This is a genomic window from Kitasatospora sp. NPDC091276, from assembly GCF_040684355.1.
Classification (GTDB): domain Bacteria; phylum Actinomycetota; class Actinomycetes; order Streptomycetales; family Streptomycetaceae; genus Kitasatospora.
This window is the reverse complement of the sequence record NZ_JBFBFU010000021.1, coordinates 25,628-38,610: the sequence shown is the minus strand read 5'-3', so window position 1 is coordinate 38,610 and position 12,983 is coordinate 25,628. Positions and strand designations below refer to the sequence as shown.

At 70.7% G+C, this 12,983-nt stretch carries 14 protein-coding genes; 10 read left to right on the top strand and 4 right to left on the bottom strand.

From position 1 onward, the window contains the following. Positions 1-2,027: 2,027 nt before the first annotated feature. The 4 genes from AB0O19_RS25265 to AB0O19_RS25250 all read left to right on the top strand — a co-directional run bounded on the left by AB0O19_RS25265 (position 2,028) and on the right by AB0O19_RS25250 (position 3,942). Positions 2,028-2,246 (top strand): hypothetical protein, encoded by a 219-nt coding sequence (locus AB0O19_RS25265; RefSeq protein ID WP_363622577.1) that lies wholly within the window; start codon positions 2,028-2,030, stop codon positions 2,244-2,246. Positions 2,247-2,315: 69 nt separating this feature from the next. Next, positions 2,316-3,062, top strand: coding sequence for a hypothetical protein (locus AB0O19_RS25260; protein WP_363622783.1), 747 nt, complete (start codon positions 2,316-2,318; stop codon positions 3,060-3,062). Then, the gene (locus tag AB0O19_RS25255; protein ID WP_363622771.1) at positions 2,978-3,169 is read left to right on the top strand and encodes a hypothetical protein; all 192 of its coding nucleotides are present in this window, start codon (positions 2,978-2,980) and stop codon (positions 3,167-3,169) included. Before AB0O19_RS25260 ends, AB0O19_RS25255 begins: the two co-directional genes overlap by 85 nt. Positions 3,170-3,408: 239 nt before the next feature. Then, positions 3,409-3,942 (top strand): hypothetical protein, encoded by a 534-nt coding sequence (locus tag AB0O19_RS25250; RefSeq protein ID WP_363622576.1) that lies wholly within the window; start codon positions 3,409-3,411, stop codon positions 3,940-3,942. 66 nt (positions 3,943-4,008) lie between these two features. Here AB0O19_RS25250 and AB0O19_RS25245 read toward each other — a convergent pair whose 3' ends face one another. From AB0O19_RS25245 to AB0O19_RS25235, 3 genes are read right to left on the bottom strand one after another with little or no spacing between them, the layout of a single operon-like run. Next, entirely contained in the window at positions 4,009-4,413 is a 405-nt protein-coding gene (locus tag AB0O19_RS25245) for a DUF6009 family protein (RefSeq protein WP_063352543.1), read from the bottom strand. Further along, positions 4,410-6,014, bottom strand: coding sequence for a phage/plasmid primase, P4 family (locus AB0O19_RS25240; protein WP_363584263.1), 1,605 nt, complete (start codon positions 6,012-6,014; stop codon positions 4,410-4,412). The genes AB0O19_RS25245 and AB0O19_RS25240 overlap by 4 nt, the downstream gene beginning before the upstream one ends. Beyond that, positions 6,011-7,096, bottom strand: a complete 1,086-nt coding sequence (locus AB0O19_RS25235) for a bifunctional DNA primase/polymerase (RefSeq protein WP_363622574.1) — start codon at positions 7,094-7,096, stop codon at positions 6,011-6,013. Before AB0O19_RS25235 ends, AB0O19_RS25240 begins: the two co-directional genes overlap by 4 nt. A 998-nt stretch (positions 7,097-8,094) precedes the next feature. On the opposite strand from AB0O19_RS25235, the gene AB0O19_RS25230 reads away from it, so the two are divergent. The 5 genes from AB0O19_RS25230 (at position 8,095) to AB0O19_RS25210 (ending at position 10,217) form a co-directional block, all read left to right on the top strand. Then, the gene (locus tag AB0O19_RS25230; protein ID WP_063352545.1) at positions 8,095-8,337 is read left to right on the top strand and encodes a toxin-antitoxin system HicB family antitoxin; all 243 of its coding nucleotides are present in this window, start codon (positions 8,095-8,097) and stop codon (positions 8,335-8,337) included. Then, positions 8,334-8,705 carry a fic family toxin-antitoxin system, toxin component gene (locus AB0O19_RS25225; RefSeq protein ID WP_363622572.1) on the top strand — a complete coding sequence of 124 codons (372 nt, stop codon included), beginning with the start codon at positions 8,334-8,336 and terminating at the stop codon, positions 8,703-8,705. The genes AB0O19_RS25230 and AB0O19_RS25225 overlap by 4 nt, the downstream gene beginning before the upstream one ends. A gap of 317 nt (positions 8,706-9,022) precedes the next feature. Continuing rightward, positions 9,023-9,184: a hypothetical protein gene (locus AB0O19_RS25220; protein WP_363622570.1), complete on the top strand. Its 162-nt coding sequence runs from the start codon at positions 9,023-9,025 to the stop codon at positions 9,182-9,184. Further along, the gene (locus AB0O19_RS25215; RefSeq protein ID WP_363622568.1) at positions 9,136-9,477 is read left to right on the top strand and encodes a hypothetical protein; all 342 of its coding nucleotides are present in this window, start codon (positions 9,136-9,138) and stop codon (positions 9,475-9,477) included. Before AB0O19_RS25220 ends, AB0O19_RS25215 begins: the two co-directional genes overlap by 49 nt. A 185-nt stretch (positions 9,478-9,662) precedes the next feature. Then, on the top strand, positions 9,663-10,217 hold the full coding sequence (locus tag AB0O19_RS25210) for a hypothetical protein (protein ID WP_363622769.1): 555 nt from the start codon (positions 9,663-9,665) through the stop codon (positions 10,215-10,217). A gap of 13 nt (positions 10,218-10,230) precedes the next feature. On the opposite strand, the gene AB0O19_RS25205 is transcribed toward AB0O19_RS25210, so the two are convergent. Next, the gene (locus AB0O19_RS25205; RefSeq protein WP_363622566.1) at positions 10,231-11,835 is read right to left on the bottom strand and encodes a bifunctional 3-(3-hydroxy-phenyl)propionate/3-hydroxycinnamic acid hydroxylase; all 1,605 of its coding nucleotides are present in this window, start codon (positions 11,833-11,835) and stop codon (positions 10,231-10,233) included. Between the two features lie 130 nt (positions 11,836-11,965). Between AB0O19_RS25205 and AB0O19_RS25200 the strand changes: the two genes are divergently transcribed. Then, positions 11,966-12,886, top strand: coding sequence for a LysR family transcriptional regulator (locus AB0O19_RS25200; RefSeq protein WP_363622564.1), 921 nt, complete (start codon positions 11,966-11,968; stop codon positions 12,884-12,886). Positions 12,887-12,983 lie beyond the last annotated feature (97 nt).

Sequence of the window (12,983 nt, the reverse complement as noted above, 5' to 3'; positions counted from 1 at the left end):
AGCGGGGGGCGTTTCGCAGCTACTCGTATGAGGCGGCGATCACCACGGTTGCCTCGTAGCGGACAGCCGACTCGTCGTCCCCCGTCGCCACCGCACGCGGTGTTGCTTGAGCGCGGTAATCATCCTCGTCGGACCTGGGCGACGTCCGTCGCCGGCGCCGAGCTTCGTTCGGCTACGGATCCGGTAGGTCTCCTCCAGGATGGTGCGACGGATGCCGCGTCTACACAGGTAGGCGCGGTTCGCCCGGGAGCCACAGAGCCTTTCGACGCGGGCCGTGACAGGACGCGTACGCGGTCATCCGCCACCGAGGCGAAGACCAACAGCGGCTTTGCCCCTGCCCGACCGCCGGCGAATTTTCTGCGGAAAATCGCCGGGCCGCGCCCCCTGGCCCCGGACACGGTCGTGCTAACCGGAGCTCACTGCGCGACGACTACCCATCTGCTTATGCCGGTCGCAGGAGCGCCCACCGCACCGGTTCTGGTAGGCGACGCCGATGGACACTGCCACGATGACGAACATTCATCGTGGGCCACACCCATCCAGTCCGAGGTAGACGCGCCGTTTCCTCCATGCTGGATCAGCCACCTCAACGGCTCCCCCACATACGGCTGAGCTCCCGTCACAACCGCAGGCCAATGATGCGGCTCCGCTGGCCCGCCCCCCACGGTCCGGCCGGGCAAGCCCTCAAGGTCGTTCGCCAGCCGGCCGGGTACCACTCCCTTCGGACCGCGGTGAACCACGCTGAGAAATTTTCCGCAGAAAATTCGGCGGACCTCGGGAGGGGTACTGGGGCGGCCCGGGGGACTGCTGGGCTCGCCCCCAGGGTCGTTCGCCAGCCGGTCGAGTGCCGCTCTCTTCGGATCGCGGTGGAGCAGGAAGCCAGGCTGCTGAGCCGAGTCGCGAAATTTTCCGCAGAAAATTCGGGGGCCTCAAGGGAACACCGGGACGGCTCGGGGGATTGATCGGCTCCCCTGGATGACGTCACACGCCGTCCGGACCCACTCCAACGGCGTGCGTTCGCCATGCTGTGCCAGCGGCAGAGCGCGCGAATCCACGAGCCCGATGCCAGCCAGCGCACAGCTGCACTGCCGACCATCCCCCGGCGAGGCAAGAAGTGGCAGAAGCTGCTGCCCCATAGCTGTCCTGCGCGTGGAGAATTTTCTGCGGAAAATCGCTCAGCCGCGGTCCCTTGGCCGGGACACCATTGTGCCCGTGTCGAACACAGGAGCGCCCACCGCACTGGTTCTGGTAGGCGACGACGGCGGGCGCTGCCAGGATGACGACCATCCATCCTCAACCACGCCCGTCCAGGTCGGGACAGAATCCCGCTTCCTCCCCCGCCAAACCGACAGCTTCGACAGCTCCCCCACCCACCGCTGAGCCCCACCACAACCGCAAGCCGATGCTGGAACCCTCAGCCGGAATGGACCGACGCGCTCCGCCCTGGCTCGCCCGCAGGATCGTTCGCCAGCCGGCTGAGCGCCGATCCCTTCAGACCGCCATGGATCCAGACAGCCGGAGTGCTGAACCACGCCGCCAAATTTTCCGCAGAAAATTCGACGGACCTCAGAAAGGACACCGGGACGGCCCGCCGGTTGCTCAGCTGACATACCGTCTGCACCGGTAGCAAGCGACGGCACAGCGCGGCCCGAACCGGGGGAGGATCGCGGGGGAGTCGCGGAGAACCCGGCTCACCGCGAGCCCCCGCCTCGCCCGCGACGTCGAGAACGACCGCCCCAGGCCGTATCAGTCGACCTGATCCACTGCGGCCCAAGCACGACCGAAGGTCCGCCAGCGGGCCGCCGCTTCCGCAGCGCCCAGTCCGAAGGCGCAGAATTTTCCGCAGAAAATTCGAGGGATAGCTGAGCCAGCGGGGGAGCGGCAGCCCAATCCAGATGACGCGTCGGCCCCACTCGCTCACCGCCTCCTGAATTTTCCGCAGAAAATTCTGGAGGCAGCAAATGGTCGATCAAAGTCGGCAGCTTCGGCTCGGTGGGCCGTCAGGTTCGGCGAACCCTGTCGAGGCGGTGCTCGCACACCCTGAGCAGACGGTCCGCCGCGCCTTCGCCCGCAACCGGCACGCCGCTCCCGAACAGCGCGGCCGACTGGTCGACGACCCCGATGCCTTCGTCCGCGCAGACCTTGCCGCAGGTCCGCGCCCACGTCTGAACAGGGCCGAGCCGCTGCCCGACGACGTCCTGGAAATCCTGCTGACCACCCGCGACGAACACCGCCGGGACCAGTAGTTCAGCGCGGACGAGATCCGGCAGGAGCTGGCGTTCTCCGGGCAGATCCGTGCATCGTTCCGCCGTAGGATGCTCGACCACCCGAGCCCCGTGCTTCGGGCCCAGGCCGCCAGCCTGTGGCTGTGGCTGACTCCCGGCCAGCGCGACGCGCTCCTGGCCGACCCGGAGCCCAGCGTCTCGGAGACCGCCCGTGACCGCCTCCGGATCCTGGACCCGGCGGCGATGGAAGCGGAGCTGCCGGAACACGCCTGTCACTCCCGGAATCTTCTGCTCGTCAACTACGCCGTCTCCCACGCCGTGGCCGGGCAGTGCCTCGCCGAACGGCGCGACCTGTGGTCGCTTGCCCGCAACCCCCACACGCCCGGCGACATCGGCGCTGTCGGCGAGATGTTCATCGAGCCGGGGACGAGCTGGTACGAGGCGTGCGCCGCGTCTGCGGATCCTCGGCTGCGCCGAGTCGCCGCGACCTGCCCCCTGCTGTCGGCGGAGCTGGTGCACCGTCTGGCCGAGGACCCCGACGCGGACGTGCGCCACCTGCTGTCCTTCAACCACCCGCTGGCACCGCCCGCACTCGTTCTCGACGCCTTCATCGCCGCACCACGCCAGCGGCCCTATCTGCTCACGCTGCCCGCCTGCCCCGCACCGGCCTGGACCACCTGCTCGACCACGACGGCCCGGACATCCGCGCCCTGGCCGCCTCCGACGCCGGCCTGGACCAGCCGCCCGTCCATCTGCTCGCCGACCCCGAACCCCGCGTCCGTCAAGCCGCGGCAGCCAATCCGTGCCTTCCTCTCGACCTGCTCTCGGCTCTGCTGAACGATCCGGAGCAGGCGGAAGGAGCCGCAGCCAACCCGAACCTGGCAGCTGACCGCCTCCACGAGTTGCTCGACCTCTGCGGACTGCCCGGAGCCGCCACCCGGTGAGGCCCCGACGGCCGTGAGGTTTCAGCGGCCGCTCCCGATGCCCAGGAGACGGAGCAACAGCATCGCGGCAGCGTCCGAACTACGTACCGTCACCTTGACGAACGTGTGGTCGTCGAACGAACTGGCGTACCCATGGCCAAGTCCGTAGCCGGAGGCGACGGCCCGGGAGCGCCCGGTTAGGCTGAAGCGGCACGTCAACGGCCGTGGGAGGCCGGGGACGGTCCTGAACGAGGGGGAGCATGAGCGAGCTCGACGACCTGCGGATGCGCCTGGCGGCACTGGAGACGGAGGTCGACCGGCTTCGGAAGGAGTCCGCCGCGTCGCGCACGGGGGCGGCGATGGCCGGCCGGGGCGGTGCGAAGGCAGCGAGAGCCGCGAAGGCACGTACGTCGCCGCGCGGCCGCGCCCAGGGGGAGGACGAGACCGGCACGGGGGAGAGGCCGGGGGAGAGGGAGGCCGAGACTGGTCAGGCGATGACCTGCCTCGCCGAGGCACTCGGTGTCCTGGGCGCCGGGCGGGTCCGCCAGGTCGAGGTCCCGCAGACCCAAGTCCTCCGGGCCCGAGTCCTCCAGAGCGAAACCCTACGGATCCAAACGCTGCAAGCCGAAAAGCCGCGGGCCGAAGACCCGCAGACCGAGGTTCCACAGACCCTCACCCCGGCCCTGGAACACCCGGACCGCACGCCCCCGCAGCACGGCCGGTTCCTGGACAGCCTCCTGGCGGGGCAGTCGGCCCTCTTCGAGGAGAAGCGCCGCCCGGACGCCGAGCCGTAACCGCCGGACGAAAATCAGCCGTCTGAGCAGAACGGCGTGGGTGCGAGTGCACCCACGCCGATACGGTCACGCCTTCGGAAGCGTTATCCCCAGTTCGAGCATCGCCGGCGAGGCCGGGCCGCCCTCGGAGCGCTCGGTCTTGTACCCCTTGACGCCGGGGGCGACGGTGCGCGGGTCGACGGCCTCGGAGGGGGCGCCGGTGGAGTAGAGGCCCTCGGGGTCCTGGTCGCGGTCGTGCGGCAGGAGCCAGAAGACGCGGCGGCGGAAGGTGCCGGAGGCCCGGGAGGACCTGGCGTCGGGGCCGAGGATCGCATAGCCGACCATGCGGCCGTCGCGGTGGTAGGCGGGGCGGCCGCGGCGGGTGGTGAGGCGGTCCAGGGACTGGCGCACGTAGTCGAGGTCGGTGGTGTCCTCAAGCCAGACGAGATCGGTTTCGTGGGCGAGCTCGGCCGGGTCGATCAGCGCGCTCACGCGTTCTGCTCCTCTGTGTCGTCGGTGATCAGGCCGATGCCCGGGTAGTACTTGCGACTGTTGGACAGGACCATCTCCTTGGGGGAGGTCATACCCAGTGTCTCGCGAACTCGTGCAGCGAACGCACGACCGGATACGGGATTGGCGCCTTCGAATCCGCACCAGCGGGTGTACGCGCCGAAGAGCTGGGACTGTTCGGCGCGCATGCCCTCGCCTGTGATGCAGGCCTCCTTGAGGAAGCGGCCCACGTGGTCCTCGGTCTCGGCGTAGGCGGTGGTGGCGACCTGGACGCGCTGGGGGCCGGCGAGGTCCTTCTCGCCGGCGAAGTAGCGGCGGGCGCCGTCGATGAGCCAGGCGAGGATGCCGGGGCCCTCCTCGGCGACGAGGACGTGGGCCAGGTTGTCGATCTTACGTTCCTCGGGGACGACCCGTTCGAACGGGATCAGGCGCATGCGGCGCCAGAAGGCGAAGCCGCCGGTGCCGACCTCGGGGCGGTGGTTGCCGAGCAGCCAGAGCTTGTGGGTCGGTTCGAAGGAGAAGAAGTCCTGGCGCATCCGGCGGGCCTTGATCTTGTCGCCGCCGGTGAGGAGCTTCACCCGGGCCTCGTCGAAGCGGTCGCCGGGCTTGAGCTCGGAGCAGACGATGATGCGTCGGCCGTGGAGTTCGGCGAGGTCGGTGGGGTGCCCGTCGAAGGTCTTGGCCATCAGGAAGCCGGGCGGGGCGGCGTCCGCGTAGTCGCCGAGGAGCTGGATCATGACGTCCAGCAGGACGCTCTTGCCGTTCTTGCCCTGGCCGTAGAGGAACGGCATCACCTGGGCGCCGACGTCGCCGCTGATCGAGTAGCCGAGCAGCAGGTGGAGGAAGTCGCGGGTCTGCCGGCCTTCCTTGTCGTCGCCGAAGGTGTCGGTGAGGAAGCGGTCCCAGCGCGGGGTCCGCATCCGAGCGGGGGCCAGGGTGGTGGAGCGGGAGTGGTGGTGGACCTTCGGGTCGGGCGGGACGATGGCGCCGGTGCGCAGGTCGACCACGCCGCCGGGGGTGCACAGGGCGTAGGCGTCGGCGTCCAGGAGGGCTGCGTTGAGGACCATGCCCGGGGCGGACTTCGCCTGGGCGAGCATGGCGTTCATGCCCGAGGTGGAGAGGGCCCGGCGGCGGTGCCGACGCAGATCGGTGTTGGTGTAGACGCCGCGGGAGTCGTGGGTGGCGATGCTCTCGGCCATCTCGCCGGCGGCCCACAGGACGGTGTCGTCCTCGTCGAGCTGCCAGCGGTGCGCCGCCCAGCGGTACCAGCCGAGGCCGGGGACGTGGCGGTAGTCGCCTCCGTAGAGGTGGACGAAGAGCTTGGCGTTGCCCCGGTCGGACAGCGAGTCGGGCAGGAGACCGTGCGCGCTCGCCTCCGGCCCCGCCGGGGCCTGCTTGCTCTCCTGAACCGGCTCGGGGGCCGGCGCGGGTTCGGCGGACGGGGTGTCGAGAAGGCTCTCCTGGACGGGGGTGCCGTGCCAGGGGGGCGGGGAGGCTGGGCCGGGGACCGGCGGGTACTCCAGGATCTGCTGGGCCGTGGCCACGGGATCGAAGACCGTCCTCTTGCGGGTGCTGTCGTTCATCCGCGTGCCTTCCCGACGTGCAGGGGCTGTCGGGCGCCGGCGGCGAGGCCGGAGCGGATGACGGCGGAGCTTTGCCTGTCCTGGCTGGGGCGGGCGGTGCGGGCCGCGTCCAGCAGGAGCCGCTCGGCGGCGGTGTGGGTCAGGTGACCGGCGGAGACCAGGCCTCCCATCGTGTAGGCGGCACGGTTGAGTTTGCCGGTGAAACCGGCCCCCTCGGGGGTGGTGGCGCAGTCGGTGACGTCCTGGAGGACGGTGTCGAGGACTCGCTCGGCCCCACGCTTGCCGCCGCCTGCCGCGACGACGGCCGCGCGGCCGCGGTCGGGGACGGACGGCTGGGAGGGGCGCGGGGTGCTGGGCTGGTCCTTGAGGTGGCCGGTGCGGACGAGTTCGTCGCTGAGCCACTGGGGCAGGGGCGCGGGGGTCCTTGCCCCGGGGAGCGCGGTGTAGGTACCGGCGGTGGTCACGGTGCCGGGGGCGACGATGTATCCGCCGTGGGCGCGCACGTCGACCTGCCAGGCCAGGGCCCGGCCGTTGGAGGAGCCGGTGGAGCAGGCGAACCTGCGGGGGGAGTCCTCCTGGTACCAGATGTGCAGCCCACCGGAGGGGGTGCGCACGCGCAGGGTCTCCGTGTCCGTCGCAGGGTCAGGAGCCTGGCGCAGGGCCGCGAGCAGAGCGAGGGTGTGGTAGCCGTTCTCGAGGCCGTCGAGGTTGACGTTCTCGTGGATCGGAATCCCGGGCAGGATTCGGTCCCGGGCGGGGACGGTGCTGGGGTGGCTGTCGACGTCGATGACGACGAGACCCGCCGGGCCACAGGCGACGGCGGTACCGAAGTCCGGGTTGACGCGCCACCAAGCGGTGAGGACGTCCTGGTCGAGAGTGGCCGCGTGGAAGCCGTGGCACCAGCGACCGGCCGCAGGGCACGGGCAGTCGGCGGGACTGTGAGCCGGCTCCTGGCAGGGTTGGCAGTTGGCAGGCGGGGTCTTGCGGCCTGGTGCGAGCGGGTGGACGGGCCAACCCTGGACGGCGCACCAGCGCGCGACGGCCAGCGCATCCGGCTGGCGAAACGCTCGGTCGCTCCCCACGGCCTTAGGCGCCGTCACGCTGGTCCCTCTCCCCATGGTTGGTAGCTGCTCGGACTTGAGTCGCTCGTTCAGTCGCTGAGGGCAAATAGCCAGGTCAGGGCACTGGCGGGCGCCGGATCAGCGACTGAAGCGACCGAAGTCCAGAAGATAGCTCACACAGACTATCCGAGCGAGGACGTGGGGACGCGAACTGCCGGAGCCTGCGGCGAAACTCAGCTACCGAAACCCGGGTCAGCGACCGACCCCGTTCAGTCGCTGGTTTCGGTCTCCCGGCATTTTCGCAGGTCAAAGCCGCTTTTAACAGCAAACAGCGACTGAAGCGACTGTAGCCCGGGTCTATAACGCGCACACGCACAGGGGAATGTCTTCATATACCTGACCTTGAGTCGCTTCGGTCGCTGACGGGGTGGGTGAACCTACCCTGACCTGGGGTTTTTCCCAGCGACTGAACCCCAGCGACTGAAAGCGACTGAGTCTCTCGGGCACTGTTCCCCGGCGTGTCGCCGGACCAGGTTCTCGTGGAAGTCCCCAACTTGGGTCGCTTGGGTCGCTTCAGTAGCTCCGCCGCAGGGCCGGGAGAGTCGCTTCGATGCTGTGACCTGGGACTATGTCCGCAGGAGCGATCAGTGCCTGAACACTTCCAGCACTGAGTCGCTGAGTCGCTCGGGTCGCCCCTGCCCTCCGAGGACAGTGCCGTTGCCCTGCTGTCCCGGTACCCACGGCCTGTTTGTGGCCCCGGATCCGGTTCGGTCGCTGGGGGCCTGAGCCGGCGGAGGGCCCGAAGCCCCAGGACGTGCCCCGGCAGGGCAGCTACTGAAGCGACCCAAGCGACCGAGTTCCCGACTTGGTGGAGAAAAGCCAACGGGTCCGAGGTTCCGTCGGCCGTCGGCCGAGTTCGTTGCTGAGGACGTGCAGGAGTCCGCCGGGGTGGTCCGTGTTGCCCGACACGCCGTCCTCAGACTTGTAGCGGGGTGTACGCCGAACTACGATTCGCCGGTATGAAGCAGCTGAACGTGCGACTGGACGACGCCGTGCACGAGGCTCTGGAGCAGCGGGCGGAGGCCGCCGGGCTGAGCCTGACGGACTACGCCCGCAAGGTGCTGGCCGAGGAGGCGGACGAGCGGCGCGAACGGTTCCTGACAGCTGCGGCGCACTTCGCGCCGACGTGGGCGCCGGCGTTCGAGGCCGAGTTCGGGCCCTACCCGCAGAGCACCCGTGGCGCCGCGGCGGACGCCGCGTGATCCTCCAGATAGACCGGGCGTGGCTGCTTGACATCGCCCACCAGTTCCTGCCTGCCGATCCGGACGTCACCGACTACGGCACCCTCGCCGCCGCGGTCGCCCGCCACCTCGACGAGGTCATGGACGTGCCGGTGTACGGCGAGGTGCACCAGCGGGCCGCGGCCCTCATGCACCAGCTGATCCGCGTCCCGGCCCTGGAGTTCGCCAACGAGCACTTCGCCGCTGTCGTGGCCGCCTCCTACCTCAGCGCCTCCGGGGTCATCGTCACCGCGGAGCCCAAGCAGGCCGCCGACCTGGCCGCCCGCATCCGCGCCGGGGACGCGGACGTCCGCGCGACGGCGTCCGCCGTCCGCACCTGGTACCGCTGACCCCGGTCGACGACCGGTCAGCCGGGATCTGGAAGGCGCCGGGCTCCCGGCACGGTCCTGCGGCCCGGCTTTCCGGAGCACGACGGTCGGGCAGCCGGGGGAGCCCCGCGGCGCTGTCCGGTGACGAGTGGCGGTCACGGAGGGCACGGCCCCAGCAGTTACCGGAGGCACCGGACAGCGACTGTCAGACCGGTATGCAATCGTGTGTGGACGGGTGGCGCTCGCGGAGAGCCGCGCTGACGACGAACGAACGGGGGCCGCGATGACGGGCTGGGACGGTGTGACCTGGAACAGCTGGCGGGACCACGACGACATCCGTGCGCGGCTCGACGTTGGACGAGGAGTTCATGGAGGACTTCCTCGACGACCCGAACGAGTACGACATGGACGAGGGCCTGCTCATCGCCGGTGTCACGACCGTGCCCGGTGGATGCGTCGTCACCCAGCCCTGGGCTACACGCCGTCCACCCCGGGAGTGATGGCCCGGCTGACCGCCGGCACGGTCGGCTACGGCCTGTACGCCAACCCCAAGAGCGGCAACCAGGGCGGCATCGTCCGCGACGGCACCGTCGAAGCCTGGGACCTCCACCCCGGTGGCGCCCTCCTCCCGAACCCCACCCCGGATGAGGTCCTGACCGGCTACCTCTACCACCACCACGCCGTCGCCCAGGCCTGCGCCTTCGCGGGCCTGCGCCCCGCCGACGCCCGCGCCGTCACCGGCCCCGCCGACAGCTGGATACGGCTGCCCGACGTCGACTACCGGGAGCGGTGAGGGCACTGACCCGTCCGTAGACCCGTCCGTAGACCCGGGCTGGGCCGGGCGGGTGGCGTCCGAGGGCCCACCGGTGTGGTGACAAGCCGTGGCGGTAGGCGGTGGCGGGAGGCTGGTGCCCCGTTGGCGGACGAGGAGAGCCGGTGAGTGGGCGAAGCCCTGGAGGTGACCGCGGCCCCGTGTCCATGGGCGCGGGCGGGGGACGGACGGCCGGTGATGCCGGTGTGCTGGGGACGGCTCTCGGCGTGGTGCTGGCGTTCTCGCTCGCGCAGGGGTCATGGCAGTGGTTCTCCACCTATCTCGGGGTGACGCTGCTCGCGGTGGTCCTGTCCTTCGGCCGTGTGCCTCTGCCGGCGCCGGGTCGGCGGGTGGCCTACGGGCGGAGCCTGGTGGCGTACTCGCTGGTCGTGGGGCTGTGCGTGGCGCTGGCGCTGGCTCCCGCACTTCAGCGCTGGGACTGGCTGTTTCCCATGCCGGGGACGCGGAGCGGGTGCGTCGAGGCCGGCCGCTACGAGGTCCTGCGGACGCAGGCCACGCTGGGGGACCTGGCCGGGCGTGCCGGTGACGCGTTGGCATACGTGCAGCGGGAGCAGAGCCGCCAGGCCGTCGACGTCTGCCGGGCGGCGACGACGACGCGTTGGCTGCCGGTGTACGCGCTGGGGGCGGCCCTGCTGGTGGGCGCGGGTTCGTGGGCTTGGGCGCGGTTCCGGGCGCGGAGCACGGCGTTGGGGGTCGGCTGAGCCGGTTCCGGGCTCAGGCGCCGGGGGTGAGGAGGGCCAGTAGCTGGTTCGCCACCGCGTCCGCGTCCGGCCCGGCCGCGTAGACGTAGTTGTCGGGGCGCACGGCGGCAGCGGCGGCGCCGAGGTCGGACAGCCAGCGACGGTGGGTGCCGTCCGGGTCGGCGACGACGGCTCCGGCGGCAGCGCCTGTGGGGGTGGGGCCGAAGCCGACGACAGTGACGCCCAGGTCGCTGAGCCGGGCCCGGTTCAGCCGGGGGAGGGCCTGTTCGGCGACCAGCAGCCGGAAGCCTCCGCCGACGATGTCGTCGAGCAGGCCCGTCCGTCGGCCGTCGCTCACCCGGCCCTGGACGGACAGTCGGCCTCCGCCGGAGGCGAACAGGCCGGGGCCGAGGTCAGGCAGCCGGATCCGGTCCGGCTCGCGGAGCGCGCGCCGGCGGGCCATCAGCGTGCGGTCGCGCTCGCGGGCGAGCACCGGGTCCCGCAGGGTGTGCTGGCGGCCGAGTTCCATGCTCGTGGCCGTCACGCCGCGCACATGCGGTTCCCGCTCGCTCTGGTAGCTGTCGAGCACCTCGGCGCCCCGGATGCCGCGCAGCACGAGATCCATCTTGAAGGCGATGTTGAGTGCGTCCCGTATCCCCGAGCAGAGCCCTTGCCCCAGAAAGGGCGGCATCTGGTGTGCGGCGTCTCCCGCGAGCAGGGCCCGGCCGTCCCGCCAACGCCTCGCGACCAGCGACTGGAAGGTGTAGGTGGCAGTACGGGCGATGTCGGCGTCGTCGCGGGACAGGTAGCGGCCCACGCGGGACCACACGCCGTCCGCCGCACGTTCCCGCCCGAAGTCGTCGTCATCGTCGAGCAGGAAGCAGAACCGCTGGCGTTCGGCACCGGTGGTGATGACGGTGGTCGGTCCCTCGGGATCGCCGATCTGCAGCATCGACGGCAGCCCCAGGTCGGCCGCGGGGCGCCGGAGGGTGAAGTCGCAGACCAGCCAGGGTTCGGAGAAGCCGAGGTCGTCCTGCTCGACGCCGAGGGTGTTCCGCACGAAGCTGTTCCCGCCGTCGCAGCCGATCACGTAGCGTGCCGCGAGGGTCGCACCGTCCGACGTGTTCAGGGTGACCTGGTCACGGTCCTGGGACAGGCCGGTGACCGTCGTGCCGAAACGGAGGTCGACGTTCGGCAGCGAGGTGCACAACGAGTGCAGCGCCGTCTCCAGGTCGGGCTGGTGGAACTGGTAGAGGTCGGCCCAACCGCTGGCGCCGACGTTGCGGAACACCTGTCGGATGAGGAGGTCACCCGCTCCGTTGCGCCACTCGTACGCGTCCTGTGTGCGCAGGGTGGGCGCCAGTTCGTCGACGAGTCCGAGCCCTTGGAACGCGCGCATGATCTCGCCGTCGAAGCTGGCGGCCCGCGGGAGGCCGTACAGGCCGGGGTAGCGTTCGAGCACCACGACCGAGTGCCCGGCCTTGCCCAGCAGGGCCGCGAGCGTCATGCCGACCGGCCCGCAGCCGACTACGGCGATTTCGGCGGCTTCGGCGCATCCGGCGGCTTCGTCGGGTTCGGTGAATGCGGTGACTTCGGTAGGGGACGGCGTCCGGTTCTCAGGGTGCCTGTCGTTCGGCATGTCCGCAGCTCCTCGGGGGCGGGACGGAGGGTGTGGTGGCCACGACGTCAGTCTCGAACGCTCCTGACACGATGTCTAATGCATGCTTTGCACAGGGAGTTTGCGTCAGACGCAAACGAAGGAGGCGTCCGTGGCCGACCAGTTGGACCTCAACCTCTTGCGCGTGTTCGACGCGTTGATGGACACCGGCAGCGTGTCCGCGGCCGCGATGCGTCTTCATCTGTCCGTTCCGGCCACCAGCAGGGCCCTGGGCCGGCTGCGACGGGCGATGAACGACCAGATCCTGGTGCGCGCCGGCCGGGGCCTCGTACCCACTCCGTTCGCCCAGCGGTCGGCCGCCAGGGTCAAGGCGCTGCTGGAGGCCGCGGCCGAACTCCGGGTGGACGCAGCGGGAAGCGACCCGCGATCGTGGCGGCGCACCTTCGCCATCCGGGTCAACGACGGACTCAGCCCCGTCCTCGCGCCCCGCCTCACCCACCGGATCGCCGCCGAGGCACCCGAGGTCCGCCTGCGGTTCGTCGCCCAGGACTCCAAGGAACCCGATCGGCTACGCGACGGCTCGCTCGACCTCGACATCGGCGTCGCCGACCCGCCCCCTCCGGACGTGCGCGCGCGAACGCTGTTCTCCGACCACTTCGTCGCCGTGGTGGCGGCACACTCCGATCTGGGAAAGGCCGCACGGCTGACGGTGGACGACCTGTGCGCCCACCCCCACATCTCCGCCTCCCGCCGGGGCCTCGCGCACGGGCCGTTGGACGAGGCCTTGCACCGCCTGGGCCGCTCCCGCCGCGTCGTCGCCGTGGTGCCCTCCTTCGCCGTGGCAGCCTTGATGGCGCTGGAGGGAGACGTCATCTGCCTCGGCCCCCGGGTGGTGGCGGAACACCTCGTCGAGCGACAGGTGCCCCTCCGGTGGCACAAGGTGCCACTGGAAATGCCGGCGGCCGACATCGAACTGCGCTGGCACCGCCGACTCGACGACGATCCCGCGTCCCGGTGGCTCCGCCGCCACGTGCTGGAAGCCGTCGGACCGCTCGCTGCCACGCTGCGCTGAACCGGACGTGAGAACCGCCGGGACCACCCGTCAACGCACCCGCCAACGCACCCGCCAACGCACCCGCCAACGCCCGTTCCGTGATCGCCGCCGCGGG

Excerpts from the sequence above, each read along its gene's own strand:
- AB0O19_RS25260 (WP_363622783.1), top strand. The coding sequence starts at position 2,316 with ATGCTCGACCACCCGAGCCCCGTGCTTCGGGCCCAGGCCGCCAGCCTG.
- AB0O19_RS25250 (WP_363622576.1), top strand. The coding sequence starts at position 3,409 with ATGAGCGAGCTCGACGACCTGCGGATGCGCCTGGCGGCACTGGAGACG.
- AB0O19_RS25240 (WP_363584263.1), bottom strand. The coding sequence starts at position 6,014 with ATGAACGACAGCACCCGCAAGAGGACGGTCTTCGATCCCGTGGCCACG.
- AB0O19_RS25230 (WP_063352545.1), top strand. The coding sequence starts at position 8,095 with ATGAAGCAGCTGAACGTGCGACTGGACGACGCCGTGCACGAGGCTCTG.
- AB0O19_RS25215 (WP_363622568.1), top strand. The coding sequence starts at position 9,136 with ATGCGTCGTCACCCAGCCCTGGGCTACACGCCGTCCACCCCGGGAGTG.
- AB0O19_RS25210 (WP_363622769.1), top strand. The coding sequence starts at position 9,663 with ATGGGCGCGGGCGGGGGACGGACGGCCGGTGATGCCGGTGTGCTGGGG.
- AB0O19_RS25205 (WP_363622566.1), bottom strand. The coding sequence starts at position 11,835 with ATGCCGAACGACAGGCACCCTGAGAACCGGACGCCGTCCCCTACCGAA.